26 protein-coding genes are annotated in these 24,826 nt (G+C 49.6%); 10 read left to right on the top strand and 16 right to left on the bottom strand.

Features of this window, described 5'->3' with window-relative positions:
• The first annotated feature begins 84 nt into the window (after positions 1–84).
• The gene (locus AWQ22_RS02810; RefSeq protein ID WP_065710115.1) at positions 85–420 is read left to right on the top strand and encodes a hypothetical protein; all 336 of its coding nucleotides are present in this window, start codon (positions 85–87) and stop codon (positions 418–420) included.
• 45 nt (positions 421–465) lie between these two features.
• On the opposite strand, the gene AWQ22_RS02805 is transcribed toward AWQ22_RS02810, so the two are convergent.
• The 3 genes from AWQ22_RS02805 to AWQ22_RS02795 form a co-directional block, all read right to left on the bottom strand.
• Positions 466–723 (bottom strand): DUF6761 family protein, encoded by a 258-nt coding sequence (locus tag AWQ22_RS02805; protein ID WP_012306174.1) that lies wholly within the window; start codon positions 721–723, stop codon positions 466–468.
• A gap of 399 nt (positions 724–1,122) precedes the next feature.
• Complete coding sequence (locus AWQ22_RS02800) at positions 1,123–1,398, bottom strand: hypothetical protein (RefSeq protein WP_062432330.1); 276 nt, start codon at positions 1,396–1,398, stop codon at positions 1,123–1,125.
• Between the two features lie 419 nt (positions 1,399–1,817).
• Entirely contained in the window at positions 1,818–2,465 is a 648-nt protein-coding gene (locus AWQ22_RS02795) for a DciA family protein (protein ID WP_065710114.1), read from the bottom strand.
• Between the two features lie 135 nt (positions 2,466–2,600).
• On the opposite strand from AWQ22_RS02795, the gene AWQ22_RS02790 reads away from it, so the two are divergent.
• On the top strand, positions 2,601–3,086 hold the full coding sequence (locus tag AWQ22_RS02790; RefSeq protein WP_065710113.1) for a J domain-containing protein: 486 nt from the start codon (positions 2,601–2,603) through the stop codon (positions 3,084–3,086).
• Between the two features lie 85 nt (positions 3,087–3,171).
• A complete protein-coding gene (locus AWQ22_RS02785) occupies positions 3,172–3,447 on the top strand; it encodes a DUF3143 domain-containing protein (protein ID WP_030005814.1) in 276 nt (91 codons plus the stop codon).
• On the opposite strand, the gene AWQ22_RS02780 is transcribed toward AWQ22_RS02785, so the two are convergent.
• On the bottom strand, positions 3,404–3,928 hold the full coding sequence (locus tag AWQ22_RS02780) for an AAA family ATPase (RefSeq protein ID WP_065710112.1): 525 nt from the start codon (positions 3,926–3,928) through the stop codon (positions 3,404–3,406). The genes AWQ22_RS02785 and AWQ22_RS02780 overlap by 44 nt on opposite strands.
• 51 nt (positions 3,929–3,979) lie before the next feature.
• On the opposite strand from AWQ22_RS02780, the gene AWQ22_RS02775 reads away from it, so the two are divergent.
• Both AWQ22_RS02775 and AWQ22_RS02770 read left to right on the top strand, forming a co-directional pair.
• A complete protein-coding gene (locus AWQ22_RS02775; protein WP_065710111.1) occupies positions 3,980–6,493 on the top strand; it encodes an O-antigen ligase family protein in 2,514 nt (837 codons plus the stop codon).
• A gap of 38 nt (positions 6,494–6,531) precedes the next feature.
• Positions 6,532–7,764, top strand: a complete 1,233-nt coding sequence (locus AWQ22_RS02770) for an MFS transporter (RefSeq protein ID WP_065710110.1) — start codon at positions 6,532–6,534, stop codon at positions 7,762–7,764.
• A 35-nt stretch (positions 7,765–7,799) separates the two neighbouring features.
• Here the strand turns inward: AWQ22_RS02770 and AWQ22_RS02765 are convergent, their stop codons facing one another.
• The 4 genes from AWQ22_RS02765 to AWQ22_RS02750 form a co-directional block, all read right to left on the bottom strand.
• Positions 7,800–9,224: a glycosyltransferase family 2 protein gene (locus tag AWQ22_RS02765; RefSeq protein WP_012306164.1), complete on the bottom strand. Its 1,425-nt coding sequence runs from the start codon at positions 9,222–9,224 to the stop codon at positions 7,800–7,802.
• A gap of 130 nt (positions 9,225–9,354) precedes the next feature.
• The gene (locus AWQ22_RS02760; RefSeq protein ID WP_065710109.1) at positions 9,355–9,936 is read right to left on the bottom strand and encodes a Uma2 family endonuclease; all 582 of its coding nucleotides are present in this window, start codon (positions 9,934–9,936) and stop codon (positions 9,355–9,357) included.
• A 24-nt stretch (positions 9,937–9,960) separates the two neighbouring features.
• Positions 9,961–12,327 (bottom strand): DNA helicase PcrA, encoded by a 2,367-nt coding sequence (gene pcrA, locus AWQ22_RS02755; protein ID WP_065710108.1) that lies wholly within the window; start codon positions 12,325–12,327, stop codon positions 9,961–9,963.
• Between the two features lie 68 nt (positions 12,328–12,395).
• Positions 12,396–12,818 carry a TerB family tellurite resistance protein gene (locus AWQ22_RS02750; protein WP_012306161.1) on the bottom strand — a complete coding sequence of 141 codons (423 nt, stop codon included), beginning with the start codon at positions 12,816–12,818 and terminating at the stop codon, positions 12,396–12,398.
• Between the two features lie 241 nt (positions 12,819–13,059).
• Between AWQ22_RS02750 and zds the strand changes: the two genes are divergently transcribed.
• Positions 13,060–14,523, top strand: coding sequence for a 9,9'-di-cis-zeta-carotene desaturase (gene zds, locus AWQ22_RS02745; RefSeq protein WP_065710107.1), 1,464 nt, complete (start codon positions 13,060–13,062; stop codon positions 14,521–14,523).
• A 215-nt stretch (positions 14,524–14,738) separates the two neighbouring features.
• Here zds and AWQ22_RS02740 read toward each other — a convergent pair whose 3' ends face one another.
• The 3 genes from AWQ22_RS02740 to AWQ22_RS02730 form a co-directional block, all read right to left on the bottom strand.
• Complete coding sequence (locus tag AWQ22_RS02740) at positions 14,739–14,882, bottom strand: high light inducible protein (RefSeq protein ID WP_030005805.1); 144 nt, start codon at positions 14,880–14,882, stop codon at positions 14,739–14,741.
• A gap of 163 nt (positions 14,883–15,045) precedes the next feature.
• Positions 15,046–15,675: a precorrin-8X methylmutase gene (locus AWQ22_RS02735; protein ID WP_030005804.1), complete on the bottom strand. Its 630-nt coding sequence runs from the start codon at positions 15,673–15,675 to the stop codon at positions 15,046–15,048.
• 203 nt (positions 15,676–15,878) lie between these two features.
• Positions 15,879–17,174, bottom strand: a complete 1,296-nt coding sequence (locus AWQ22_RS02730) for a D-alanyl-D-alanine carboxypeptidase/D-alanyl-D-alanine-endopeptidase (RefSeq protein ID WP_065710106.1) — start codon at positions 17,172–17,174, stop codon at positions 15,879–15,881.
• 146 nt (positions 17,175–17,320) lie between these two features.
• Between AWQ22_RS02730 and plsX the strand changes: the two genes are divergently transcribed.
• Together plsX and AWQ22_RS02720 are read left to right on the top strand one after the other, a co-directional pair.
• Positions 17,321–18,418 carry a phosphate acyltransferase PlsX gene (plsX, locus tag AWQ22_RS02725; protein ID WP_030005802.1) on the top strand — a complete coding sequence of 366 codons (1,098 nt, stop codon included), beginning with the start codon at positions 17,321–17,323 and terminating at the stop codon, positions 18,416–18,418.
• Positions 18,419–18,468: 50 nt separating this feature from the next.
• Entirely contained in the window at positions 18,469–19,473 is a 1,005-nt protein-coding gene (locus AWQ22_RS02720) for a beta-ketoacyl-ACP synthase 3 (protein ID WP_012306156.1), read from the top strand.
• Positions 19,474–19,506: 33 nt separating this feature from the next.
• Here AWQ22_RS02720 and AWQ22_RS02715 read toward each other — a convergent pair whose 3' ends face one another.
• From AWQ22_RS02715 to AWQ22_RS02705, 3 genes are all read right to left on the bottom strand, one after another.
• On the bottom strand, positions 19,507–19,890 hold the full coding sequence (locus AWQ22_RS02715) for a hypothetical protein (protein WP_065710105.1): 384 nt from the start codon (positions 19,888–19,890) through the stop codon (positions 19,507–19,509).
• 40 nt (positions 19,891–19,930) lie between these two features.
• The gene (locus AWQ22_RS02710) at positions 19,931–20,683 is read right to left on the bottom strand and encodes a class I SAM-dependent methyltransferase (RefSeq protein ID WP_065710104.1); all 753 of its coding nucleotides are present in this window, start codon (positions 20,681–20,683) and stop codon (positions 19,931–19,933) included.
• A 108-nt stretch (positions 20,684–20,791) separates the two neighbouring features.
• Positions 20,792–22,078 carry a pitrilysin family protein gene (locus AWQ22_RS02705; RefSeq protein WP_065710103.1) on the bottom strand — a complete coding sequence of 429 codons (1,287 nt, stop codon included), beginning with the start codon at positions 22,076–22,078 and terminating at the stop codon, positions 20,792–20,794.
• 95 nt (positions 22,079–22,173) lie between these two features.
• Between AWQ22_RS02705 and AWQ22_RS02700 the strand changes: the two genes are divergently transcribed.
• Together AWQ22_RS02700 and era are read left to right on the top strand one after the other, a co-directional pair.
• Positions 22,174–22,962: a phosphatase PAP2 family protein gene (locus AWQ22_RS02700; protein WP_232321462.1), complete on the top strand. Its 789-nt coding sequence runs from the start codon at positions 22,174–22,176 to the stop codon at positions 22,960–22,962.
• A 24-nt stretch (positions 22,963–22,986) separates the two neighbouring features.
• Positions 22,987–23,928, top strand: a complete 942-nt coding sequence (gene era, locus AWQ22_RS02695) for a GTPase Era (protein ID WP_065710101.1) — start codon at positions 22,987–22,989, stop codon at positions 23,926–23,928.
• A 126-nt stretch (positions 23,929–24,054) separates the two neighbouring features.
• Here era and AWQ22_RS02690 read toward each other — a convergent pair whose 3' ends face one another.
• Both AWQ22_RS02690 and rpsP read right to left on the bottom strand, forming a co-directional pair.
• Positions 24,055–24,483 carry a KH domain-containing protein gene (locus AWQ22_RS02690; RefSeq protein WP_030007129.1) on the bottom strand — a complete coding sequence of 143 codons (429 nt, stop codon included), beginning with the start codon at positions 24,481–24,483 and terminating at the stop codon, positions 24,055–24,057.
• A complete protein-coding gene (gene rpsP / locus AWQ22_RS02685; protein WP_030007128.1) occupies positions 24,483–24,725 on the bottom strand; it encodes a 30S ribosomal protein S16 in 243 nt (80 codons plus the stop codon). Before rpsP ends, AWQ22_RS02690 begins: the two co-directional genes overlap by 1 nt.
• Positions 24,726–24,826 lie beyond the last annotated feature (101 nt).

The following is a 24,826-nucleotide window of genomic DNA, read 5'->3' as shown; positions in this document are numbered from 1 at the left end:
GGGAAACAGCGCCATATACCTGCGAAGTCAGAGGCTGTTTCCCTACATTCTGGCCGTCTCAGATAGGCCAAAAATCCCCAGGTTATGCTTAGCCCCGATCTCTATAAGCGCCTACTACGAGGGGAGAAGCTTGCTGCCGAGCTCCCCCCGCTATGTGCCGGTCACCGCCGTTACATCACCGTTTCTGGTGTCAAAAGTATACCTACCAAGCATCCCAACTTTGATAGGGTTCCCTGGCTTTTTCGGGTCAGTGGCTACGAATTACGAGAAGAGCTGCTTGATGAGTATCCTGGCCTAGAAAGTCTTCGGGATTTCCAGAGTGAAGTGGTTGGGGAGGATCACCTTGAAGCAACGGTTGAACGCCTTGCCGGTCAGGCCGTGACCCTACAATCTGCTTCCATTGTTGATGCTCCCTGGTAAAAACAACGCCCCAGGGACAAAAATTCCCTTGCCCCGACGGCAGCTTTAGTAATAAAAATCTGTTTCCGTTTGGGTTTGGGGGTAGGCCATCTCAAAATTGGATGGATCCCGCAGAAAACGAAAAACTTCTTCTTCTAAGCGGTGAATCTTATACACTTCAAGGGCTCCCGTGTGGTGAAGACAGGCAATATAACCGTCCATGTATTGACGAATATCTTCATAACGGTTGCCTCTGCGCCACAGTTCTACCATGGCGTCCGTTAAGCGTTGATAGTAGCGGATGGTGAGACTGTCTTGGAGCATAGTCACGGAAGATTTAAAAAACAGTAGATGAGTCTGGGTACAGAGGGAAACGGTTATTGTGTCACCTGATACCTGTTTCTCTTGGCCCTATTTTAGCGATTTTTGTGAATTGGCGCTGATTTTTTTCCTTTTTAAAGGAGATCTCGGCTCTTCGCGCAACAATAAAAACCCCCTTCAAATACCCTAATTGCCGATAATTTTTCTTAAAACAATATTAAGTTTTACCAACAAAAAAATAAAAGTATTTCCCAAAATTAATTTTTACACCACGGGGGCGATCGCCGTTATTTTTTTGCCGAACAACACCAGTAAAAAAGCATGGTTGCCCATGCTAAGTTTTTTGCCATCAATTTTTTGTTTTTAAAGCCATTTCTTTGTCGGCCAGAGAGTTAATCCCGACTATTGGGGATGAATCTCAGAATAGGTCGTTGGCAGCGGGGCGATCGCCGTTGGTACTTTTTGGGCCACACATTCCAACGAAAAAGATTTTTCGAGCAATACCAGATCCGTTGTGGGTTCCCAACTGTCTTCAAAAATAGGGAGTGCAAAGGGACAGCTTGTCCAGTCCCCTGCCGCAAACGTTTCGAAGCGTTTACAGATGCCGCCACGACGCCCTTCAGCCTGAAAACAACGACAATGCTTACAAGTGGAGACTGAGCAACTTTGCGGTTTCATAAACGCTCCCCTAGGGACCCCATGTCATAAAAATTTTATTTATGTTTTCATTATGTGACTGTTACCCAGATCACCAGATCCCCTGAAGCTTAATCCCTGCCCTTGATTAACCCGGATCAAGGCACAATTAAAGTTTGTTTTTTTTTATATTTGATGTTTCAACTTCTTAACAGTAATTTTAAATAGGTATATGTGCCTGTAACCCCCTAAGATATGGCAAAAACGCAGTCAATTCACTATGGGGATCATTTAACAATCAAGATGTTTTTTCTCTGTATTCCCCCAGAAAAATAAAATAAGCCAGTGATTACGTCCAAAAAAACCTTGGCGATCGTCAAATTTTTACTGAACATTTCAGAATTCCCACAGCTCAACAGTCGCGATTCCGGCGCTTTGCTTTATTCCCTGCAAAAAGTAAGTTAGGGATCATCCTCAGGGGGAGCATTTTCTGGCTCGGTAGAAGTTTCCGGGGCCGAAGATTCAGGGGGAAGGCCCAAACCTAAGGGTTGTTGTTCCTGCCAAACCTGCACAATGCAAAAGCTACAAACCTGCCACCGTTGTAGTTCCCCAGGGGGCGTCGCTCTTTGGCAACGGGGACAGGCAGGTAACCCAGCGAAGAGTTGCTGTTGGGTTTCGGCCCAGTGGCGTGCGGCTTCGAGGGGATCTTGATTTGTTTGACGAGCATCCGGGCGCTGGAGTTGGTCTGGACGAGGGGGGATCTGGCTCGGATGGGGGAGATTTGGGTCGGCGGCCAGGGGGGAATAGGCAGGCCGTCGGTGCCAATGGACGGTAGAAAACCGGAGATCCTTGAGGGGAGGGTTTAGTTGGGCATTGAGCTGGGCCAGCAGGCGGCGGCGCTGGAGATTCAGGTGTTGTGACCAGGTGTGATTGGGGGTGGCGACCCACAAAACGTCATCAATGATCCGAATGGGATGACTGTTAGCCAGGCTTTTTTTCGGCAGGATCTTTTGCCAACGCTTATTAACGGCTGTAAAACGTTTTTGGTGCGCCCAGGCGGGTTGGTCGAGCAGATGGTTGAGGAGATGATCAATGGATTGGAATCCCATGGGGCGTCGGAGAATGCAGGGCAAGGGACAAAGGAAAATGGCGAAAGGGCGATCGCCTTTTGTCTGTTACTACCACATTACCTCTGGGGAGAGAGAACGATAAAATATGGGGCAAGTCTTTGGGGTTTGTTCACGATGGCTCGTTCTTCCCAACGGTCTCGCACCACCGAAAAAGTCCTTGATGTCAAAACACGCATTGCCCAGAGTCATTATGGTCTTTTGGGCCTATCACCGACGGCATCGCCGCTAGAAATCCGCCAACGTTACCGGGAGCTCAGCAAGCAGTTTCACCCCGATACGACGGTTTTACCGGAAGCGGAAGCCACGGCAAAGTTTCAACGTCTAAATGAAGCCTACGGCATTTTAAGCAGTCCGGAGCGGCGATCGCGTTACGATTTGCAGATTGGGTTTTCTCGCTACAGCGTGATCCAACCCTTACAACATGAGCAGGGAGAGCGTGGTTATTCAAATTCTGCCTATCTAGATCCGACGGATCGGCCCCTCTCGGCGGGGGAAATTTTCGCGCTTTTTATTATGGGTTTAACTTTTGTCGGTTGTGTATTGTTGGCGATCGCCCTAGGGATTAGCCGCCAAGACCTAAATCTAGAGGGATTGTTTTAGGGTTTTAGTGCAGTTGTCACCAAAAAGAAATTGGTAGACTGAACTGTGGCCTTTTGAGCCAAGCCAATCACCCTCTACCAAAACCATGTCCACGATGCCTTCCCTTGATAGCCCCCTCTACAACCATCCCCTCCCCAAAATTGAGCAGTGGCTCCGGGAGATGGGCTGCGAGCAAGATCCCCAAAATCTCCACTGTTGGACAGTCGGCCGCCCTGGTTGGCAAGCAGAAATTCGCCTCGAAATCGAAGAGCTGGCGGTGTCCTACCTCAAAGCGGGGGCCGATGGTTCTGACATCGAGCGTTCGTTTAAATATTCCCTTAGCCGTCGAGATATTGAAGCTGCTGTTTTTTCAGGGCCTTAAGGGTTTCTGGTTGCAAATCCGGGAGAGTAATGATTTCCAGAAAGCCTTCCTGGGCCTGGGGTGGCGCGGCTTCGAGATCGTGGATCATTTTTTCGATAATTTCTGGGGGAACCTGGCGCGATCGCCTTTGGTTACGGGCCAAGCAAACCTCTAGAGGACAAGCTAAATACCAAGCCAGCCAATCCATGGGCGGGCATTTTTCTAAAAAATCTAATCGCCAGGGTTGATGGCAGTTGGTGGCATCATAAATGACAGGTTTTCCCTGGGCGATCGCCTGGTGCAGCCGCCACAGCACAATCGCCTCAATGGTGGGCCAATCCCCTTGAATCCCTGGATCCTCGTACAATTGCGCCCGAATCCCATCGGTAGAAATTAAGCAAGCCTGGGGCATACTTTGGCGCAACCACTGGGCAAAGGTAGATTTGCCAGAACCAGGGGCACCAATGAGAAAATGCGATGGGGGTTGTGCCGAGGAAAACACAATCTGTTTGAACTCATGTTTTGCGTAATATCGACGAATTAACGGGGATAGATGAAGACTTTTGCTGAGATGACAATGGGACGCTGGCTCGCCTGCGGGGGCTTGGTACTCTTGATTTTTTTTATGTTTTTGCCGCCGAGTTATTACCTCATGGCTGCCTTCCCTTGGATCTTACTCTGGCAGGGGGGATTCTTACTGTTGGGTCTTGCACTCTTGGTGATGCTCCGGAAATTTGAGCTGCCTTTTCGTCCCCTAGGCTATGGTTTGGATTGGGGCATTCTCGCGGTGGCGATCGCCTGTGGACTATCCACCGTATTTGCGCCGTTTAAAGGGGTTGCCCTATTTAATCTCGTCACTGTTTCCGGGTATGGCGTTGTCCTCTATGGTCTCCGGAACCTTGGCGGCCTGGGTGTTTGGACTTGGCAAAATCAATGGCGGGGCCTCGTGGGGCTGGGCTTTGGGATCAGTTTCGTGAGCCTGATTGGTTGGTTAATGACCGCTGGCGAGCTAGAACGCAACTCCATTCCCCTGGGCCATCACAACTTTATGGCGGCCTATTTCTGTCTTGTGTTGCCGATGATCTTGAGCTTTGCCCTTGCCCACCGGGGAAAAATGCGGGGTTTACTCTTGGTACTAAGTGCCCCCCTCCTCTATCTCCTCTACACTTGCTCTTCCCGGGGGGGATTTGTGGGGTTATTTTTGTGGGCGATCGCCACCATCGCCTTCGTTATTGGCCGCACAAAAGGAAAAAAACGTTTAATCTCCGGCACCATTGCCCTATTTCTGTTGGGGATCATGGTGACAGCGGGGTTACAACACCCCCGGGTGCAGCGGCTGATTCAAATTGATCTCAACGATGGCCTCCCAACGGTGCAGTTCCAGGTGGATGGGGAAACCGAAGACCGCTTGTTTATGTGGCAGGCGGGCTTAAATATTTTGCGAGATCGCCCTTTAACGGGGGTCGGCCCTGGGAATATGTCCCGGGAATATAACCTCTACCGTCCGATCAATGTCGGCTCCGGCGCCGCCCACATCCAACAACTCCACAGCAATCCGATCCAACTCCTGGGAGAACTGGGTTTAATCGGTGGGGTGGCGATCGCCTTTTTCTTGGTGCAGCTAATTCGGCTCGGTCATCGTATCCATCACCACACAGATAACCCGCAAATCAAACGGTTACTCTATGGTTTGGGGGGCGGTTGGTTTGCCTACGCCATGGCGACCCTCACCGATTATCAATTAGAAAATATCCCGATCAGTCTTACCCTGACTTTAACGATTGTGCTGCTACTGAGCGTTGCGGATCAGGTTTTAAACGAAGCCACTCCCCAACCCTTGCCCATTCCTCAGCGCCGTTTGTGGAGCTTAGGAAGCCTCGCTGGTTTTCTGGGAGCCTTGTTAGTTGCAGTGCCCTACAGTGCTGGGATGTATCTTTTTTCGCGGGGACAGACTCTCTGGGCCAATGGGCAACCGGAAGCAGCCTTTACCGCAGTGAACCGCGCCTATGCCCTCAATGGCTGGAATGTGAATTATCCCCTCCGCTTGGGCCTGTGGCTGTGGGGAACGCGCCAGGCAACGGATAACCCAGAAAGCAACCAGCAAACCACAGAACTGGCGGCGGAATATTTTCTCGATGCCCACTCCCTGATCCCCAATGATTACTATGCCAACGTTAATACAGGGGTTGTGCTGCGGGAATTAGACCCAAGCTTGGCGCAACCATACTTTGAACGGGCAATCCAGCTGTTATCGCGGGAAGCAGAACCTACCTATTTTCTCCTCGGTCAAACCTACCTCCAGACCGATCAACGGGAAAAGGCGATCGCCGCCTTTTCGCTCCAGGGCTTAGTCGACCCCAATATCATGACCCTCGGCCAATGGGAGCAAGAACCCTTTGCGGCGGTGCGGGTGGAGGCTGTCGAAGCGTCCCTCGCTTTGTACCAGGATCTACTTGAACGTCTTGATCCCCAAGATCCTTACATCATCACCCTCCAGGAACGAATGGCTTGGTTGGCCTGGTGGCACGGTCTGCCGATTCCCCACCGGGATCATCTCAGCCAATTTTCACCGATGGTGCAAGCGTTGATTTTAGGCGATCGCCAACCCGAACAAGCCCTGAAAATTATCGACCAACAAATTGCCCAAAACCCAGACAATAATACCCGTTGGCTCATTCTCAAGGCCTGGTTTCAGCCGGATTTTAATCTAAATCTAAACCTCAAACAAGCCGATGCAGAAGACTCCCAAACCTATCTCCTGACCTCCCGCCGTGCCGAAGGAGTAACGCTCCAGGCATGGCTGAAGCAGATTGCCGAACTTGCCAAACCCGTCGGTAGTGAGCGCTTGGCTTCCCGATTGCTCTACCGTAGTGAGGATTTTGAAGCGGTGGATACGGTGTTGCGTCCCGATGATCTCCAGACGTTTCGTCTCCTGTCACTGTTGGGGCTGGGAAGTGGTTATCCCCGCACGTTCCCGGTTTTAGATCAGCTGATCAACGATGTCCGTACCGAGGCGTTGGGCCTGCCTCACCCCACTGAAAACGATTTCCAACTCAGGGAACAATAAATTTCACGGTCAACATTTAAGCGCAATTTAAAAATTTCATGGGTAATGCATCAAAAACTTGGCTGTTGGGCCTTGATCGCCAGATCTGGATCCTCGCAGCAGGCCGACTCCTTTCCCAGATTGGCACCGGGTTCACTGCCTTTTATGCGCCAATCTTTTTCGTAAATCAGGTGGGCTTGTCAGCGACCCAGGTGGGCCTTGCGTTAGGGAGTGCCTCGGTTTCGGGGGTTGTGGGCCGTTTTCTAGGGGGAACAGGGGCGGATAATCCAGCCTGGGGACGCAAAAAAACGCTGCTGGCCGCCGCAGGGGTTTCGGCGATCGCCGATGTGGCTTTGGCAACGGCAGATACGTTTTGGCTGTTGGTGTTGGGAAATTTGTTAATGGGCTTGGGGATCGGTTTGTATTGGCCTGCGACAGAAACAGTGGTGGCAGATTTAACCAGCGGTAGTCAGCGTAATGAAGCCTTTGCCCTGGTGCGCCTGGCGGACAACATTGGCCTCGGTACAGGGGTGATGCTGGGGGGCTTGATCATTGCGACGATTCAAAATTATCGTTTGCTGTTTGTCCTCGATGGCATCAGTTTTGTGGTGTTTTTTGGGGTGATCTGGGTGGCGATCGCCGAAACCTACCAAAGCCACGAGGATGTCCAAGCTGAAGGTAATAGCTGGTTAACGGCCCTCCAGGATCAACGGCTGGTAATTTATATGGCGGTCAATGTGATGTTTACGCTGTATATCGCCCAGATCCAAAGCACCGCGCCCCTATACCTCACGAATTTCATTGAATTTTCGCCCCAGGTGATTAGTGGCCTGTTTGCCTGGCATATCGTGTTTGCTTCCGTCTGTCAGTTGCCCATTGCCCGGCGTTTAAATGGCTTGAGCCGACCCCATGCCCTGATGGTTTCCCTCCTGTTATGGGGCATGGGTTTTACGGTGATGTGGGGAGCGGGTATTGGTGCAATTCCGGCCCTGGTGGGTGTGATCGCCAGTTTGGGGATTTTAGCCCTAGCCACCGATGCCTATACCCCAGCCGCTTCTGCTTTAGTGGTTGATCTCGCCCCAGCCTCCCAACGGGGTGTTTACCTCGCACTGAATTCCCAATGTTGGGCGATTGGTTATTTAATTGGGCCACCGATCGGCGGTTGGGCCTTGGATCAGGTGCCGGCGATCGCCCATGGATTTTGGCTGGCGGGGGCAGTGAGTATTGTCCCTTGTCTGTTGACCTTGCGGTACCTCGAAACCCTCATCACCCACAAAAAAACGGAGGGTTAACTCCGTTCAAGGGTCAATTATTTCCTGTAAATTCACTAGGTTTGGGAAACAAAACTTTCTTCTTCTCCCTGGTGGGTGGTTTTAACCCACTTGAGTCGCTTGGGACGCACCGACATCCGGGCCGTAGTTAGGGGCATCACGACCATCCAGTGGAGCATATAAACCATCGTCAGACCACAGGCCGTAAAAATTTTTGTGACCTTCGCCCAAGTCCAGGGCAACTCGCGATAGACACGCATATTTCCCTGCACCATTGCCCAGAGGGATAGGCCAAGGGCGAGGGTCGTCATTGGCATCAGGACGGGTAAATGGCCCTTCAGTACCGCAAAAATAAAGTCAGGGATAGCCGCAGTGGGGAGCAAATATTGCATCAAAATAAAGGAAAAGAGATCGACTTTTTTACCAAAGCCGAGGCGCTTATTCGAGAAATATCGCCAATAGTCGAGGTAGCGCTGGTAACCCCCTTCGGCCCAACGGCTGCGCTGGTGCCAGAGGGCGATCGCCTTGGTAACTCCTTCTTCGTTAACGGCGGGATTAAGCAAAAAGCCAATTTTCCAATTGTCCAGGTGGAGACGGATGGTCAAATCCAAATCGTCGGTGATCGTTTCTTCGTTCCAACCACCACATTGATCCAAGGCAGAACGGCGCACAAACTGACCATTACCCCGCAGTTCACCGATGCCCCCCAGGGCAATCCGTTGTTGTTGAAAATAGCTGTCGAGGATCATTTCTGTGGCTTGACCCTTCGTCCAGAAATTTAGCGGTTCGTTGGCGATCGCCTTCCGGACTTGGATCGCCCCGACATTCTCATCGGCAAAGAGGGGCACCACATGGCGCAAAAATTCTGGCGGTACTGTGGCATCGGCATCAAAGACGGCAATAATTTCTCCCTGGGTTTGGGCTAGAACTTGGTTGAGGGCACCTGACTTCCCACCACCGGCATTGGGAGAGCGATGCACCACCTTTAACTGGGGATACTCCAGGGCCAATTGATCGAGGATTTGGGGTGTTTTGTCGGTGCTGGCATCATCAATTAACCAGACCTCACATTTCGCCGTCGGGTAATCTAGTTGGCAGAGATTTTTTACTAAACGCCCAATCACTGCCTCTTCGTTCTTCGCCGAGACAATGAGGGAAACGATGGGGGCAGTGGTTAAATCTGCGTCAGCTAGGGGTTGGGGTTGAGGATCAGGCTGGGCGCTAACCAAACGGATCGCCTGAATCAAAAGCAGACCCGTGGCCCCCAAAACCGCCGTTGACCCCCAGCTCACACTGTGCAGGACAAAGGCGATCGCCCAGATGAAACTGAGCATCAAGGCTGACTTTTTACGACGTCCCCCTAATCCCTGGAAAAAATCACTCCGAAATTCCGCTTCGGCCACCTCTGGATCAGTCAGTTCATCTAAAAAAGCCCCAAGGGGATCGTGATTGTCATCGGTTTGCCAGGGTTGATTTGCCATGCGAAGATTCTCCTCTTCCAAAAAGTGCGGTTCGGGGGCTGGGGATAATTGCGTTTGCCGCTCGACATTCATGATAATCGATAGGCCTGCCCCCTTGGGGAACGGTTCTCAAGGGACTGTGCGACCATCGCTACGGAGTTGGCGCAGTGAAAGTTACTCCTTCGTAAATGTCCGTGAGGGGGGCATCAAGATCAAAGGATTCTAAATGGGCGATCGCCTCAAGCCCTTCGTAAATTTGTACTGTCCAAATATCTTGGGTCTGTCGGCGGAAACATTGCACAAAGGGGTTTTCTGTCCCAACAAGTAAATATTCTTCTAGGCTGGGCAGGGTGCGATAGTACAAAAATTTGGCGGCTTGATCGAAATTTTTCGTCGAGGGAGAAAGCACTTCGATGATCAGTTTCGGAAAGTTGAGATAAGTCTGGGCCGGATCATCGCGGCGATCGCAGGTTACAAGGACATCTGGATAAAAAAAGCGTTGCTGATTTTTGACATTTACTTTCATGTCAGACATATACGTCAGACAGCCAGAGCCTTTTAGATGATTTCTCAACAACATGGCACAGTTCAAACTGATTAAATTGTGGTTTCCTGTGCCGCCAGCCATGGCATAAACTTCACCATCGACATATTCGTGGCGGATATCACTGGTGGCTTCAAAGGCGAGATATTCTTCTGGGGTTAGGTATGAATGGTCACTGAGGGCAATCATAATCTTTTTAAATTTGGTATCTACTTAAAGCTTTTTCATCGGGGCCACCCGGGGATCAATGATTTTTTTACCGAGATTGGGAAACTGGATCGCCAGGTTGGTCTTTTTGTCATCCCCAAAAATTTTAATCACTTCCCCTTCCCCAAAGACGTTGTGGTGGACGCGATCGCCAATGTCCCATTTTTGTTGGGCCACTTCGGTGCGGGCGGCCTGTCGTTCCCGTCTTTTCTGGGAGCGTTGCTTCTGGCTAATGGACATCATCTTTGGCTCCTGCTTCGGGGGCATTGGCGCCGGCGATCGCCCATTGGAAGTTACCAACTCCTGGGGAAGTTCCGCGAGAAATTGCGAGGCAACGGCAGGCTCCCGATAACCCCACATATACCGCTCCCTGGTATAGCTGAGGAATAATTGCTCCTGGGCGCGGGTCAGACCCACGTAACATAACCGTCGTTCTTCTTCTAAAGCAATGGGATCATTTAAGGAGCGGGTATGGGGAAATAGCCCCTGCTCTAGCCCTACCAAAAAGACCACCGGAAATTCCAAACCCTTCGCTGAATGGAGCGTCATCAAAGAAACTTGCTGGGACTCATCATTGAGGTTATCGAGATCCGAAGCGAGGGACGCATTTTCCAGAAAGCCATTTAAGCTACTGTCTTCATTTTCGTCTTGGAATTGCAGCATTGCGTTGTAAAGCTCGGAAATATTTTCGACGCGGCTGTCGGCTTCTTCGGTACCTTGCATTTTTAAATCATCGATATAGCCGGAATTTTCCATCACATAATCGAGGATATCGGCACCGCGCATGGTCGCCATTTTGCCTTGCATTTCCTGGATCAGCCCAGCAAACTCGTTAATTTTCCGAGCGGCCCGTCCAGCGATGGTGGCCACAGAGGTTTCATCGCTGAGGATTTCCCAGAGGGGACAACCTAATTCTTGGGCGGCGTGGTTAAGTTTATCGACGGTGGTTTTGCCGATGCCCCGCTTGGGAGTATTGATCACCCGCATCAGGCTCAGGGTATCTGCGGGGTTGGCGATCGCCTTGAGGTAAGCGAGGGCATCTTTAATCTCTTTGCGGTCATAGAACTTAAAGCCGCCCACTACTTGGTAGGGAATGTTGTTACGAATCAGGAGATCTTCAAAAGGGCGGGATTGGGCATTGGTGCGGTAGAGGATCGCAAAGTCGCCCCAGTCGAGTTCTGGATTTTTGCGCCGCAGACCGAGGATCTGATTTAAAACAAACCGCGCTTCTTCGTTTTCGTTATCCGCCTTGTGGCAATAAATTTCCTCTCCAGCGCCCCGGGTGGCCTTGAGCACTTTATCGATGCGTTGGCTATTTTGCTCGATCAAGGCATTGGCGGCTTTCAGAATATTTTCCCGGGAGCGGTAATTTTCCTCCAACTTAACCATCGTCTGGGTTTCGTCATCGGGGAGGCGATCGCCAAAATTTTCTTGGAATTCCAGCAGGATTGTGAAGTCCGCCATCCGAAACGAATAAATGGATTGATCCGCATCCCCTACCACAAACAAAGAGCGATTATGCCAACCCAAAGCGGCCTGGTTTGTTTCGCCATTGGTACTGAGTAGCCGAATCAACTCATACTGAATCCGGTTTGTATCCTGATATTCATCCACCAAGATATGGTGAAATTGACTGTGCCAATAGCCGAGGATCGATTCATTTTGTTGGAACAGCCGCACCGGAATCAGGATTAAATCATCAAAATCGAGGGAATTATTCGCCGCCAAGGCCGTTTGATAGGCTTCATAAACCTCCGCCACCACTTTGCCTTTGTAACCCCCCTGCTGCCGGGCATAATCGTTGGGAGCAAGGCCGAGGTTTTTGGCATTACTAATCTGATAGCGGATGGTGCGGGGATTGAATTTTTTATCGTCTAGGTTTAGTTGCTGGGTGACAATTCGTTTGATCAATGTCTGGACGTCGCTATCGTCCATGATGGTGAAATTGCGCTGCCAGGTGCGGCCCCGTTCGTCTTGATATTTGTTGATGTCATACCGGAGAATTCGCGCGCATAGGCTGTGAAACGTGCCAATCCAGAGCTGCTTGGTAACTTGTTTGTAAACCTGCGATCGCAATTTTTTTTGCTCAAACTCCGGCAGCCCTCCCAAGGGTTTACCATGTTGCAGTTCTGCGAGTTGTTGGGCATAGAGCAGTTCCACCCGTTCTTTCATTTCGCGGGCGGCTTTGTTCGTAAAGGTGACGGCCAGAATATTTTCTGGATCAACACGGTGATTGCGGATCAAATGGGCAATGCGAAACGTCAAGGCCCTGGTTTTGCCTGAGCCAGCCCCAGCCACCACCAGGAGTGGCCCACAAAAATGTTCAACAGCACGACGTTGGGAGGGGTTGAGTTGGGCTAACAAGTCAGACATGGAAGGTAAGGTTCACAGCACAAGGAGAGACCTTATTTTGACATACTCCCCGGCGTGGCAGGGTTCGGTTAGTTCATCTCGGCGATCGCCCCTTTGTAGAGTTTTTGGATGGACTTGATCACCCGCTGAAAAGGAGAGTTTGCGTGCTGGGACTCCGGCGCTAGAGATTGCAAGCGATTAAGCAATTTCGCCTCTTCCGTTTCAATTTGACTATCGCTGTAGACCATGTGGCTAACCGCATCGAGCAGTTCTTGGTATTCCGCCTCGTTGGTATGGTCATCAATATATTCTTCAACGAGACGGTAACAATCCTCTGGTTTAACAGGAACCGCCTCACATAACAAAGCCCGAATATCCGGATCTTGGGAGAGGTTTTTTTGATCCGCAATTTGGTGGAGATATTGACGTTCTTCTACCTGGATTTCGCCGTCGATCCAAGCGGCACTAAAAAGAATTTTAAAAAGTTGTTTGTTTTTATCTGCCGTCTGCATGGGGGTCCTCCCGAATCAGTGGGGAAAGTTATGGGCCAAAACCTTCTTGATTGTCTCTACCCTAAACTCCCCGTCTTGTTACCCCGAATTTTCTGTTGAATATCTTAAACATTCTGACTTGAACTTTTCCTGAACCCGCACCGATTCAACCAGAAAGAAAGGCGATCGCCCCGAAGAGACCCCCACCAATCGTTTACAATAATTAATACTTTTTTGAGAATCAAACCGTAGGACAAAAGTAATGCGTGTAGCAATCGTTGGAGCAGGCCTCGCCGGACTCAGCACCGCCATTGAACTGGTCGATGCAGGCCATGAAGTCGAAATCTTTGAAGCTCGCCCCTTTGTCGGTGGAAAAGTCGGCAGTTGGGTTGACAAAGACGGCAATCACATCGAAATGGGCCTCCATGTCTTCTTCGGTTGCTACTACAACCTATTTGCCCTGATGGAAAAAGTCGGTGCCGGCAATAACCTCCGCCTCAAGGAACACACCCACCAATTCATTAACGAAGGGGGCAAAATTGGCGAACTCGATTTCCGTTTTCCCGTCGGTGCTCCTTTCCATGGTCTCAAAGCATTCTTTACCTCTTCTCAACTTTCGGCGATCGACAAAGCCGCCAACTCCCTAGCCCTAGGGACGAGTCCCATTGTGCGTGGCCTCGTTGATTTTGACGGAGCCATGAAAACGATCCGCGACCTCGATAAAATCAGTTTTGCCGATTGGTTCCGGAGCCATGGCGGTAACGATGGCAGTCTGAAAAAAATGTGGAATCCGATCGCCTATGCCCTTGGTTTTATCGACACCGAAAACATCTCCGCCCGCTGCATGTTAACGATTTTTATGTTCTTCGCCGCAAAAACTGAAGCCTCAGTGCTGCGGATGCTCGAAGGCTCTCCCCACGAATATCTCCACAAACCGATTGTCAACTACCTCGAAGCCCGGGGCACCAAAATTCATACCCGCCATCGGCTTACCGATGTCCACTACACCCTAGAAGGACAACCCAAAATTGATGGTCTTGTCATCAACAACGGTGAAACTACCGAGACCATCACCGCCGATACCTATGTTTTTGCCCTTGATATCCCTGGTATCCAGCGCATTATTCCCGAAGCTTGGCGTCAATGGTCAGAATTTGACAACATCTACAATCTCGAAGCCGTGCCTGTCGCCACCGTACAACTGCGCTTTGACGGTTGGGTAACAGAACTCAACGACCCCGAAAAACGTAAACAACTCCAAGAAGCGGTCGGTATTGATAATTTGCTCTACACCCATCAAGCCGATTTTTCCTGTTTTGCCGATTTAGCTCTCGCCAGTCCCGCCGATTACTACAAAGAAGGTGAAGGTTCTCTTATGCAATTGGTTTTGACGCCCGGCGATCCATTTATCAAAAAAAGTAATGAAGAAATTGCCCAGCACGTCTTGGCCCAGGTACATAAACTCTTCCCTTCTTCCCGAGAGCTTAATATGACTTGGTCAAATGTCGTCAAACTCGCCCAGTCCCTTTACCGAGAAGCCCCCGGCATGGATGTATATCGCCCAGCCCAAGCGACGCCCATCAACAATTTATTCTTAGCCGGAAGCTATACCCAGCAAGACTACATCGACAGCATGGAAGGCGCAACAATTTCCGGTTGCCAAGCAGCAGCAGCAATCCTCCGTACCGTCGAAGAACCACGCGAGAAAACCCCTGCGGTTGTGTAGGACGGCACTACTTTAATTAAAAAAATTAATTAAACAATTGTCCATTAAGCCTCCTGACATCATGGGATGGGGGCCTTTTTGACTAATTGCTGACAAAAGTAACAACAGCTAACCAAAAAAAAAGAGAGGAACTTAATCCTCTCCCAGACTTTTAAGTGCTTTTTTAACAATCAATTTGTGATAACTGATCCTGGAATGTCGTCAGTTCTCAGAAATTACATGAGGCCGAGTTGTGCCAGAATACCTTTTCCGGTTAGGAGCTCAGTCAGAAGACCGATCACGAAACCGAGCATTGCTAGGCGGCCGTTCCAGTTTTCAGCGAAGGCGCTAAAACCAAATTTGCTTTCTTGATTTTCCATAATTTATTTCCTCAGAAGAATCTTGACGTATATAGTTGCTTTCTAGTCAACCAGTTGATACTTAATTTAACAAAAGTGCAGATATCTTGCAACGTTTTGTTACTTGCTTGAAGGGAAATTTCTTCGAGGATTGAAACGAAAACAGGGTGAAAACCCTTCTCCTTCAAGGGTTTTCGCCTACATCTTGTCCGTAGGCTTTCCATGACAAACTAATCAAACCATTGATAATCGCCACGGCAACGGTCGCGCCACCTTTACGACTTTGCATGCAAATGTGTGGAATCGCCGCTTCTTCTAAATACTTTTGGGGCGCTGTGCCTGTCAGAAAATTAGCAGGAGTAAAAATGACCAGCGCAGGGCGAATGATGCCTTTTTTGACTAAAGTGACCAGACTAGACAGGGCGGTTTGGGATTGGCCAATGACAAAAATTGCTTCTGGATAACGGCGCGCCAGGGTTTCCATACCCCAAGCGGTTTTTGTCTTTTCCCGTTGGGGACGGGTGAGGGTATCGGCGCTACAGTAAACGGGATTGGCGAAGGAATTTTGAAGCTGTTCTGTGATGCCGACACGAACCATCGGAGCATCGACGATGATCGTACCGCGAGCGGCCAGGGCCGCTGCACCAGCCTGGAGAGCGTGTTCTGAAAAGTGAATCAGTTGGGCATACTCAAAGTCAGCGGTACAGTAAATGACTTGACGCACAATTTCATATTCGGCAGGGGAAAAGGAGTGCTTGCCAATTTCGCGATCAATGAGGGCTAAACTTTGGGCGTCGGTCAGATGCCATTCCATCGTATTTTGTTCTGCCTATGCGTTGTTGGGATTTGTAGGTAGTCCTCCACAATTTTGACACACCCGAAAAGCCGCTAGAGTAGTTCTCCGGGAAAAATTAACTTGGTATTAGTTGCATTGCAAAGCTTTTAAATATCTGGGTAGGTGGGTATTTCGACATTATTTTGAAATCGTGTGCATTGGAATGATTGGGTTTTGGGTCTTCAATTAGCTTGGATGCGTTCGGGATTGCCGAAATAGTCTGGGGGAGATTTTTGAGTTGAGTCAATGGGGGGAATTACTGGCCACTGCTCACTCAGGGTTTGTAGGAATTGATCCTGCTGTTGTCGATAGCCGCTAACGTCCCAGGTGCCGTTATTAATAATGGCAAACCAGACGTTTCCTTGGGTTTGGGTTGGCATAATGCCAGCGAGGGCACTGACTTGATTAAGGGTACCCGTCTTAAAGGCGATGCCTGGGGGAATGGTGCGGTTATTGACGGTGCCGCCGTGATCTTGGCCCGCAATGGGTAGGAGATCGAATACAGTGAAGGGTTGTCCTTGGAGTTTGCTGTCGATGGCTTGGAGCATTGCTACGGCAGCCCGGGGGGAGATTTTGTTATCGACACCGAGGCCAGATCCGTTAATAAGCTGGATTTCTGAGCTTGGAATATTCAGGCTTTGGGCAATGTCTGTTCCCATGGCTGGGCCACCACCAAGGTTTTGGGCGATCGCCTCGGCCACAGCATTGTTGCTGTAGAGATTCATTTGTTTGAGGATGTCGGCCAGGGTTAAGGATTGATGGCTAAGGACGAGGGTTGCACCATCGGGTAGGGCTTGGCGAGTGAGGATTTTTCCGGCGATCGCCACCTGGGGACGAGACGGACGCGGCGACATCTGTTGATATTGGGTTTCGATGGCGTCGTTCCAGGCGCGTTGATCAAGGGCGAGGCGAAAACTATCCCCAGATGTGGCAGGCTCGGCGACATAATTCATCATGAAGTCACCGACAATAATTAAATCTCCTTCAATTTGACGAATTCCAGCTTGATTTAGGGCATTGCCCAGGGCGATCGCCTCTTCCCAAACAAGTAAAGGATCGCCCCCTGCCTCAATAATCAAATCTCCCTGAACTAGACCATTAGCCACCGTCCCCGTTGTGTAAACACGGGTGGTAAAGCGATGGGTCAACGGCCACTGCTCCAGGGCCGCTAGGGTGGTCGCAATTTTCGTTAGTGAAGCTGCCGACAGAGGTTGATTTCCCTGGTGGTTCCCCAGGGTTGACCAGGCTGATTCTAGCCAAATGCCCTGTAACGCCGGATCTTTGCCGCCAGAATCTAATTGCGCTAAGTATCGATCCACAATGGTTTGGGTATTGGTGTCCTGTTGGTAGCGAATCTCGAAGAGGCCCGCTTCTTGCCATTGCAAGCTTGCGTAGGAGGCGATCGCCAAATCCGTGCCATCCCCTTGCTGAAAAAAGCCCAAAAAACCCAAAATCCCCAAAGTTAACCCATTTAACATACCGTAAACCCCCATTGATCCCCGTCAATGCAAAATCACAATCGAAATTTGGGTCAATGATATCAACATCAAAATCTTCTCAGCCGTGACTTCAGTGACCCAACAGGCTTCTGGTAATATGTTGAAGGCTTCTATTCCTGATAAAAATGTCATCGACACGCGCAAAAATAGCCGTAGACGCTATGGGGGGAGATTATGCTCCAGACGAAATCGTTGCTGGGGCGATCCGAGCCGTAGAAGAACTCAATGTAGAAGTTTTTCTAGTCGGTGACCCTGTCCGTATCCAAAAGTATTTAGACGAACATTCATCTCCAGCTAACCAGTTTCTCCATGTGGTAGAAGCCGAAGGAGTGGTGGAAATGTGCGAAGAACCCCTCGTGGCCATTCGGCGCAAGCCCAAAGCGTCAATTAATTTATCGATGCAGCTTGTCCGTAAAAAACAAGCCGATGCCGTTGTTTCAGCGGGGCATTCTGGGGCGGCGATGGCTGCGGCTCTTTTGAAATTAGGTCGCATTAAGGGCATTGATCGGCCTGCAATCGGGGCTGTATTTCCGACCCTTGATCCTGAGCGGTCAGTAATTGTGCTCGACGTGGGAGCGAATGTCGATAGTCGTCCGAAATATCTCGAACAATTTGCCCTGATGGGGACTATTTACAGCAAGTATGTCCTGGGGAACCGGGAACCACAGGTGGGCTTATTGAATATTGGTGAGGAGCCTTCCAAGGGCAACGAACTGGCCCTAAAAACCCACGAACTATTGAGTAGTAACCCTGCAATTCCTTTCAAAGGGAACGCTGAAGGACGGGATGTGCTGTCCGGTGAGTTTGATGTGGTGGTCTGCGATGGTTTTACGGGGAATATCCTCCTAAAGTTTGCAGAATCAGTCGGCGCAGTGCTCCTACAAATCCTAAAAGAAGAATTACCCCGTGGTCTGCGGGGCAAACTTGGGGCGGCGGTATTAACTCCAAACCTCAAACGGATTAAGCAACGCATTGATCATGCGGAACACGGTGGCGCATTGCTATTTGGAGTGGCTGGGGTGTGTATCATTAGCCACGGTAGCTCGAAAGCGCCGTCTATTTTTAATGCAATTCGTTTAGCCAAAGAAGCAATTGACAACCAGGTAATCCAACGGATTCAAAATTACACGGAGGAACACCAAGCTCTGCTTGAGCAGCAAACGAACTCCACCACCACACTCTCTGAAGTGGCATCCAGTGCCATGATAGAAAAAAGCGAGTGAATGAATTACTATCAGATGAATCATCTCCGAGGAAGGAAGGGAGTCGAGCATTGAAATTTGATGGGGCAGGTATTGCCATTACAGGAAGTGGCTCTGCCACACCAAAAGCAGTCATCCATAATGATGATCTGAGTCAGTTGGTAGAGACTTCAGACGAGTGGATTCGCACGAGAACGGGGATCGCAAATCGTCATTTACTTCCAGAAGATAGTAGTTTGAGTGAACTGGCGGCAGAGGCGGCAAAAAAGGCGATCGCCGCCGCCCATTTACACCCAGAAGAAATTGATTTGATTATCCTGGCGACCTCCACACCGGATGATTTGTTTGGCAGTGCCGGGAAAGTGCAGCAGTTGATCGGCGCGAAAAATGCCACCGCCTTTGATCTGACGGCGGCCTGTTCTGGATTTGTTTTCGGTTTAGTGACAGCAGCCCAATATCTGCGGACAGGCACCTTTCAAAAAATTGTTGTGATTGGTGCCGATGTGTTGTCCCGGTGGGTAGACTGGGGCGATCGCACCACCTGTGTATTGTTTGGCGATGGTGCTGGAGCCGTGGTTTGTCAGAGCAGTCCCCAGGATCAGTTGCTCGGCTTTGAGATGTACAGCGACGGTAGCCAAAACGAATGCCTGAATCTTGCCTACGACGGGCATCCCAAATATTTAATCCATGATGTGTCAATTCAAAAAGGTGGCTATCGAGCAATCACCATGAATGGGCGCGAGGTCTATCGGTTTGCGGTGGCGAAAGTGCCGGAAGTCATTGAAAAAACCCTATTTCGGGCAGGTCTCACCACAGAAGATATTGATTGGCTCATCCTCCACCAGGCAAACCAACGAATTATTGATGCCGTGGCAAAACGCTTAAAATTGCCCTCAGAAAAGGTAATTGCCAATCTCCAGGAATATGGAAACACTTCGGCGGCTTCGATCCCCATTGCCCTCGATGAAGCGGTGCGGGCTGGCAAAATCAAACCGGGTCAAACGGTGGCCACCTCTGGCTTTGGGGCGGGTCTCTCTTGGGGATCGGCAATCTTTAAATGGGGAATGCCTCATTAGTGAAAGAAAAAGGCGATCGCCGCTTTTAAAAGATCACTTGAGTAAAAATATTACGCTTGGGCAAAACAACAAAGCAAGCATACCAATGCCTAAGAAATTACCTTTGAGTGGGTTGAAATCATCCACAATTTTTTGCCACGGTAATCGAAATACAACTCTGCCAAAGTACAAATCCAAAGACAACATCACCATAACCCAAATCAAGCCAATGCCAGCACACTCAAGTAGATTTTGAGGCTTGATCCAAGGCAAGCAAAAGTAGGCAATCAAGGTAAAAAGCAAGATTCCTGAGCAGAGGCTAATATTTTTTCCTTTGCGGCGGCCAAACTTTTTCTGGAGATACCTAACGCGAAAATTGCCATTAATAATTTCTCCAAAAGCAATTAGAATCCCAACTAAAAAGGCTCTAAAAATCATAGTTCATTGGCCTGAAGTAAAAAACGGTTTAGCTATTTTTTTAATTCAATTTTCTGGCAATATATACTCCATAACTGTAATAGGCTTTGTATTGTTCATATAATTCAATTTCGCGCGTTTCCATTTCAACAATACTGTGAGCATTCTCACTATGATTGTTTCGTTTCAGAAAATCTTGAAAACGCGCCTGCATCGGTTGGTAATAATTTTCTAACCAACAATATTCTGGCAAAATAAAATAACTGATTGGCGAATACCCGTGCTCTTCGAGTAAAGCAAACTTTGCAGAGGCTAGATCAATTTCTGGATATTCAACTTCCCAATATTTTTGAATTTCTAGCGGACGAAAATTTGTAAGCCAAGTGATTTCTGAAACGACCAATAATCCACCTGGTTTTAGGTAACGGTGCCAATCTTTGATCCCTTTTTCAAAACCGATATTATAGATTGCTCCCTCAGACCAGATTACGTCAAATTCTGCATCATTAAAGGGTAAATTTTCCATGGAGCAGCACAGGGTCGATATTTTCTCAGAAAGTTCCTTTTGTTTTGCTCTCGTTTCAAGGACTTCGAGAAAATCCGGGAGGAAATCGACTGCGGTAATCTGCGCGTTTAATTGTTCCGCAAGTACCAATGTCGAAGCCCCTGTCCCGCAACCGATATCAGCAATTTTTAAGGGAGCAGTTTTATCTATCCCCAACAAATCAAGGGCAAGTTTAGTTTCTGGATTTCCCCCAGGCCCTTGACGTTCAGCATCCTTATGTAAGTCGATTAAAAGTTGATAGTCTGTCACTGCCTTGTCCTAACCCACGGGTTTATTCCCTCAGGATATCGTCCGTACTACCAACTTATTTCAACAAGCAAAATATTCTTAAAGAAGAGACTGACATACTTTCAAAGTTTAGGCAGGTGGCGTCAGGGTGACAATGCCATAAGCTTCGGGATTGAGATATTTTTGTACAGATTTTTGAATTGTTTCGAGGGTAATGGCTTGGAGTAATTCCGGATAATTTAAAGCGGGTTCGAGATCCCGTAATAGCGAGTAATAGTAACCGTATAAATTGGTGCGATCGCTGGGCCGTTCATTCCCAAAAATAAAGCGATTAGCCACTTGAGTTTTCACCCGCTCTAATTCGTTGGGCAAAATAGAAGCGGTACGAATGGTTTGAATTTGTTCAAGAATCGCCGCTTCTACCGCAGGGATGTGCTCCGCTGGCAATTGGGCAGAAATATAGAATACACCCTGTTGTTTTTGGGTGAAGTTACTAACGCTGATTTGAGTCACCAGACCTCTTTTTTCCCGGAGATCCTGCACGAGGCGCGAGACTTTACCTTGCCCTAACACCGTCGCCAAAATATCGAGGGCATAGGTTTCTTCGAGATCCGTTAGCCCCGGCACGCGCCACATCATCACTAAACGGGCTTGCTGTAGGCCTTCATCTTCATAATGACGACGCACAATTGTTTCAAAAGGGGCTTCGGGAGAGTGATCGTCAAAGGTGGGAACGGTTGCTGGGGGTTGGGATTGATACAGTTTATCGAAGGCTGCGGCGACTAATTCAATCAGGCGATCGCCTTCTAGATTTCCGGCAACGGCAGCAGTCATCCGCTGGGGTTGGTACCAAAAGCCGTGGAAATCCCGCATTTGTTGGGCTTGAAGATTTTCAATCACCTCACTAGGGCCGAGCACCGGACGACGGTAGGGCAACCGCTCAAATCCCGTTTCAATGGCGCGGAAATAGGTGCGACGGCGGGGATTATCCTCAGAACGACGAATTTCTTCGAGTACCACCTGGCGTTCCCGCTCAAAGGCAGCATCGGGAATGCTAGGATTTAGCACCACGTCCAGTTGCAGGGGCGCAAGTTCCGCAAAATCCTGGGGCGCACAGGTAATGTAATAGTGGGTGTATTCTTGGCTAGTGGCGGCGTTGGTGACGGCTCCTTTAGCTTCGATGCGCTGTTCAAATTCGCCATTGCCGATTTGGGGCGTTCCCTTAAAGACCATGTGCTCCAGGAAATGGGCCATCCCATTAATGCTGTTGGCTTCCACCGCAGACCCCACATTGAGCCACACATTGAGGCTCACGGCATCAACCGGCACCTGTTCGGCAATGATTGTCAACCCATTGGCCAGGGTCTTAATCGTTGGTTGGTTGAGGCGTGGGCTGGGCACTAGGATGGAAGTCATGGGCGAAGCGCTGGCAATTCAAAGTTTTTCCGTGTTTTTACTTTAACGCAATGTTGTTCATCGAGTTTTTACAGAAGGTTTTTGGGGACAGGTTTTTGGGCTTTTTTCTGGGGGTAACGCACCTGGGGGGAGAGGCAATTTATATTTTGTTGTTGAGTTTGTATTATTGGCTACTAGATCCCCGTCAGGGTCGGCTACTAACCCTCATTTTGACCCTGAGTGTGATCAGTAATCTTGTTCTGAAAAATGCCTTTGCCTTGCCCCGTCCCTATGTGGTTAATCCGGCGGTAATTACCCCAGAAGCGTTTCATACGGAGGGTAGTTTTAGTTTTCCCAGCGGCCATGCCCAGGGGATCACGACATTTTGGGGGGCGATCGCCTGGTTACATCACAAGATCTGGCTGTGGTTAGTGGCGATCGCAATTATTGTTTTGGTCTGTCTCTCGCGCTTATATTTGGGCGTTCATTTTCCGGTGGATGTGGCCGCTGGGATACTTTTGGGGATTTTTTGGATTAGCGTTGGCCTGTGGCTCAACGGGATGATTCCCTTACCGAATTATCAACTTTGGCAAAAACTTAGCTTTTGGGGCCTGGGGGGATTGGTGGCGATCGCCTTGCCGGGATTAGCAGATTTACTGGGGATCTTCTGCGGTTTTTTGGTGCTTCCAAGTTTTACTTTTACGCCGCCCCAGGGCTACCGTGACAAAATAATGCTCGGATTCGGCGGGTTGGTGATCCTAATTCTCAGTTATCTCTTGCTGAAAGGAGCAAGTCTTGTGTTGCCCCCAATTGGCCTGGTGAACTATGGTCGCTATTTGGCGATCGCCCTCATCGTTACAGAAGGTATCCCCCGTCTCTGGCAACGCCTCCACCCAGTAAGATAAAAACACGCCACATCGCACAAATTCATGACCCAAGACTTTGATCTCAACCCGACTATTCCCGTCGCCCCCGCCGATTTTCGCTCTGGTTTTGTTGCCCTGATCGGTCGTCCCAATGTGGGCAAATCCACCCTGATGAATCAATTGATCGGTCAAAAAGTGGCGATCACCTCCCCCGTCGCCCAAACCACCCGCAATCGCCTGCGAGGTATCCTCTCCACTGACCAAGCGCAAATCATTTTTGTCGATACCCCCGGTATTCACAAACCCCACCACGAGCTGGGGAAAATTTTGGTCAAAAACGCCCGCAGTACCGTTGGGGCCGTAGATTTAGTGGTGTTTATCGTTGATGGTGCGGTTCCCTTGGGTAAAGGCGATCAATTTATCGCGGATTTTTTGGTCAAAACCGAAGCCAAGGTGATCCTTGGGGTCAACAAAATCGACCAACGCCCCGACAAGCGCCCGGAGATTTTTGCCTCCTACCAAGCCCTTGCCACCCAAAACCATTGGCAACTCCAAGAATTTTCGGCCCTCGCTGGCGATCGCCTCCCCGAACTCCAAGACAAACTTATTCAGGCTCTCGATCCTGGCCCCTACTACTACCCCCCCGACCTCGTCACCGACCAGCCCGAACGCTTTATTATGGCCGAACTAATCCGGGAACAAATTTTGCTCCACACCCGCCAGGAAATTCCCCATTCCGTGGCGATCGCCATCGAACAAGTCAATGAAGGGGAAGAAATTACCGAAGTCCGTGCCGCCATCAACGTCGAACGCAATTCCCAAAAAGGAATCATCATCGGCAAAAAAGGGGCCATGCTTAAAACCATTGGCACCGCTGCCCGTCAGCAAATCCAAAAACTGATCGCCGGTAAAGTTTATCTCGAACTCTTCGTTAAAGTTCAACCCAAATGGCGCCAATCCCGCACCCGCCTCGCCGAACTTGGGTATCGCCTCGAAGATAACTGAACCGTCCAAACTGAAGCCTAGGCATAGCAGCACCAATAACAAAGACTCCAAACCAAAGGGCGACTGGAGTCTCAGGAGGCATCCACCAGGGATACCGTTTCAATTTTGTCGCGACGCAAAAATAGCCTAACCCTCGTCGGAGTTCCGCAACTGGGGGCTGGGCTTCGGCGTGCGGGGCCGTCGGGAAGTGCGACCACGCCGACCGTCTTCCCTTCTACCACGAGAAGAACCAGAGGAACGCTCTCTCTGGCCACCATTGCCATCATGGCTACCGTACACATCCAAAGAAATTTTTTGCTGAGGATTGGTGGCAGCCCCATTGAGTACGGTTTCAATGGCCCGTAGATTTCGGCCGCCACGCCCAAAAACCTTTCCCTTATCCTCTTGCTCAAAAGCAACACGGATCAAAACCCGGTTGCTACTCGATAGCTGTTCGCAATCTATCGCCAGGGATTGGGGGTCATCAAGCAATGGCTCTAGAAGAAATTTGGTTAATTTTTCGTAGTTTGCTGTTGCCGAATGGGATGCACTAGACAGATCGTCTAAATTAGACATTAAACTTGGTCGAATACTTTAGCTTTTTCGAGGAGGTCACGCACTGTGTCTGTCGGTTGGGCACCTTCTTTGAGGCGCTTCACGATCGCCGGCACATTCAGGCGGGTTTCATCGGTACGGGGATTATAAAATCCGAGTTCTTCTAGGGGACGACCATCGCGGCGGCTGGTGCTTTGGGCAGCCACAAGACGATAGCTAACTTCTCTTTTCTTACCAAAACGCTTTAGACGGAGCTTTACCATTTGTTTTAACTGTGAAAAATTTCTATAGAAATAACTATAACAGAGCCAATATACTATCAAAACATAAGCACTGAGGGATGTCAATTTGCCCTGGTTACAGT

This window comes from Picosynechococcus sp. PCC 7117 (genome assembly GCF_001693275.1).
Lineage (GTDB): Bacteria > Cyanobacteriota > Cyanobacteriia > Cyanobacteriales > MRBY01 > MRBY01.
The sequence above is the reverse complement of the archived record's forward strand: the minus strand, read 5'-3'. Positions and strand labels throughout refer to the sequence as shown.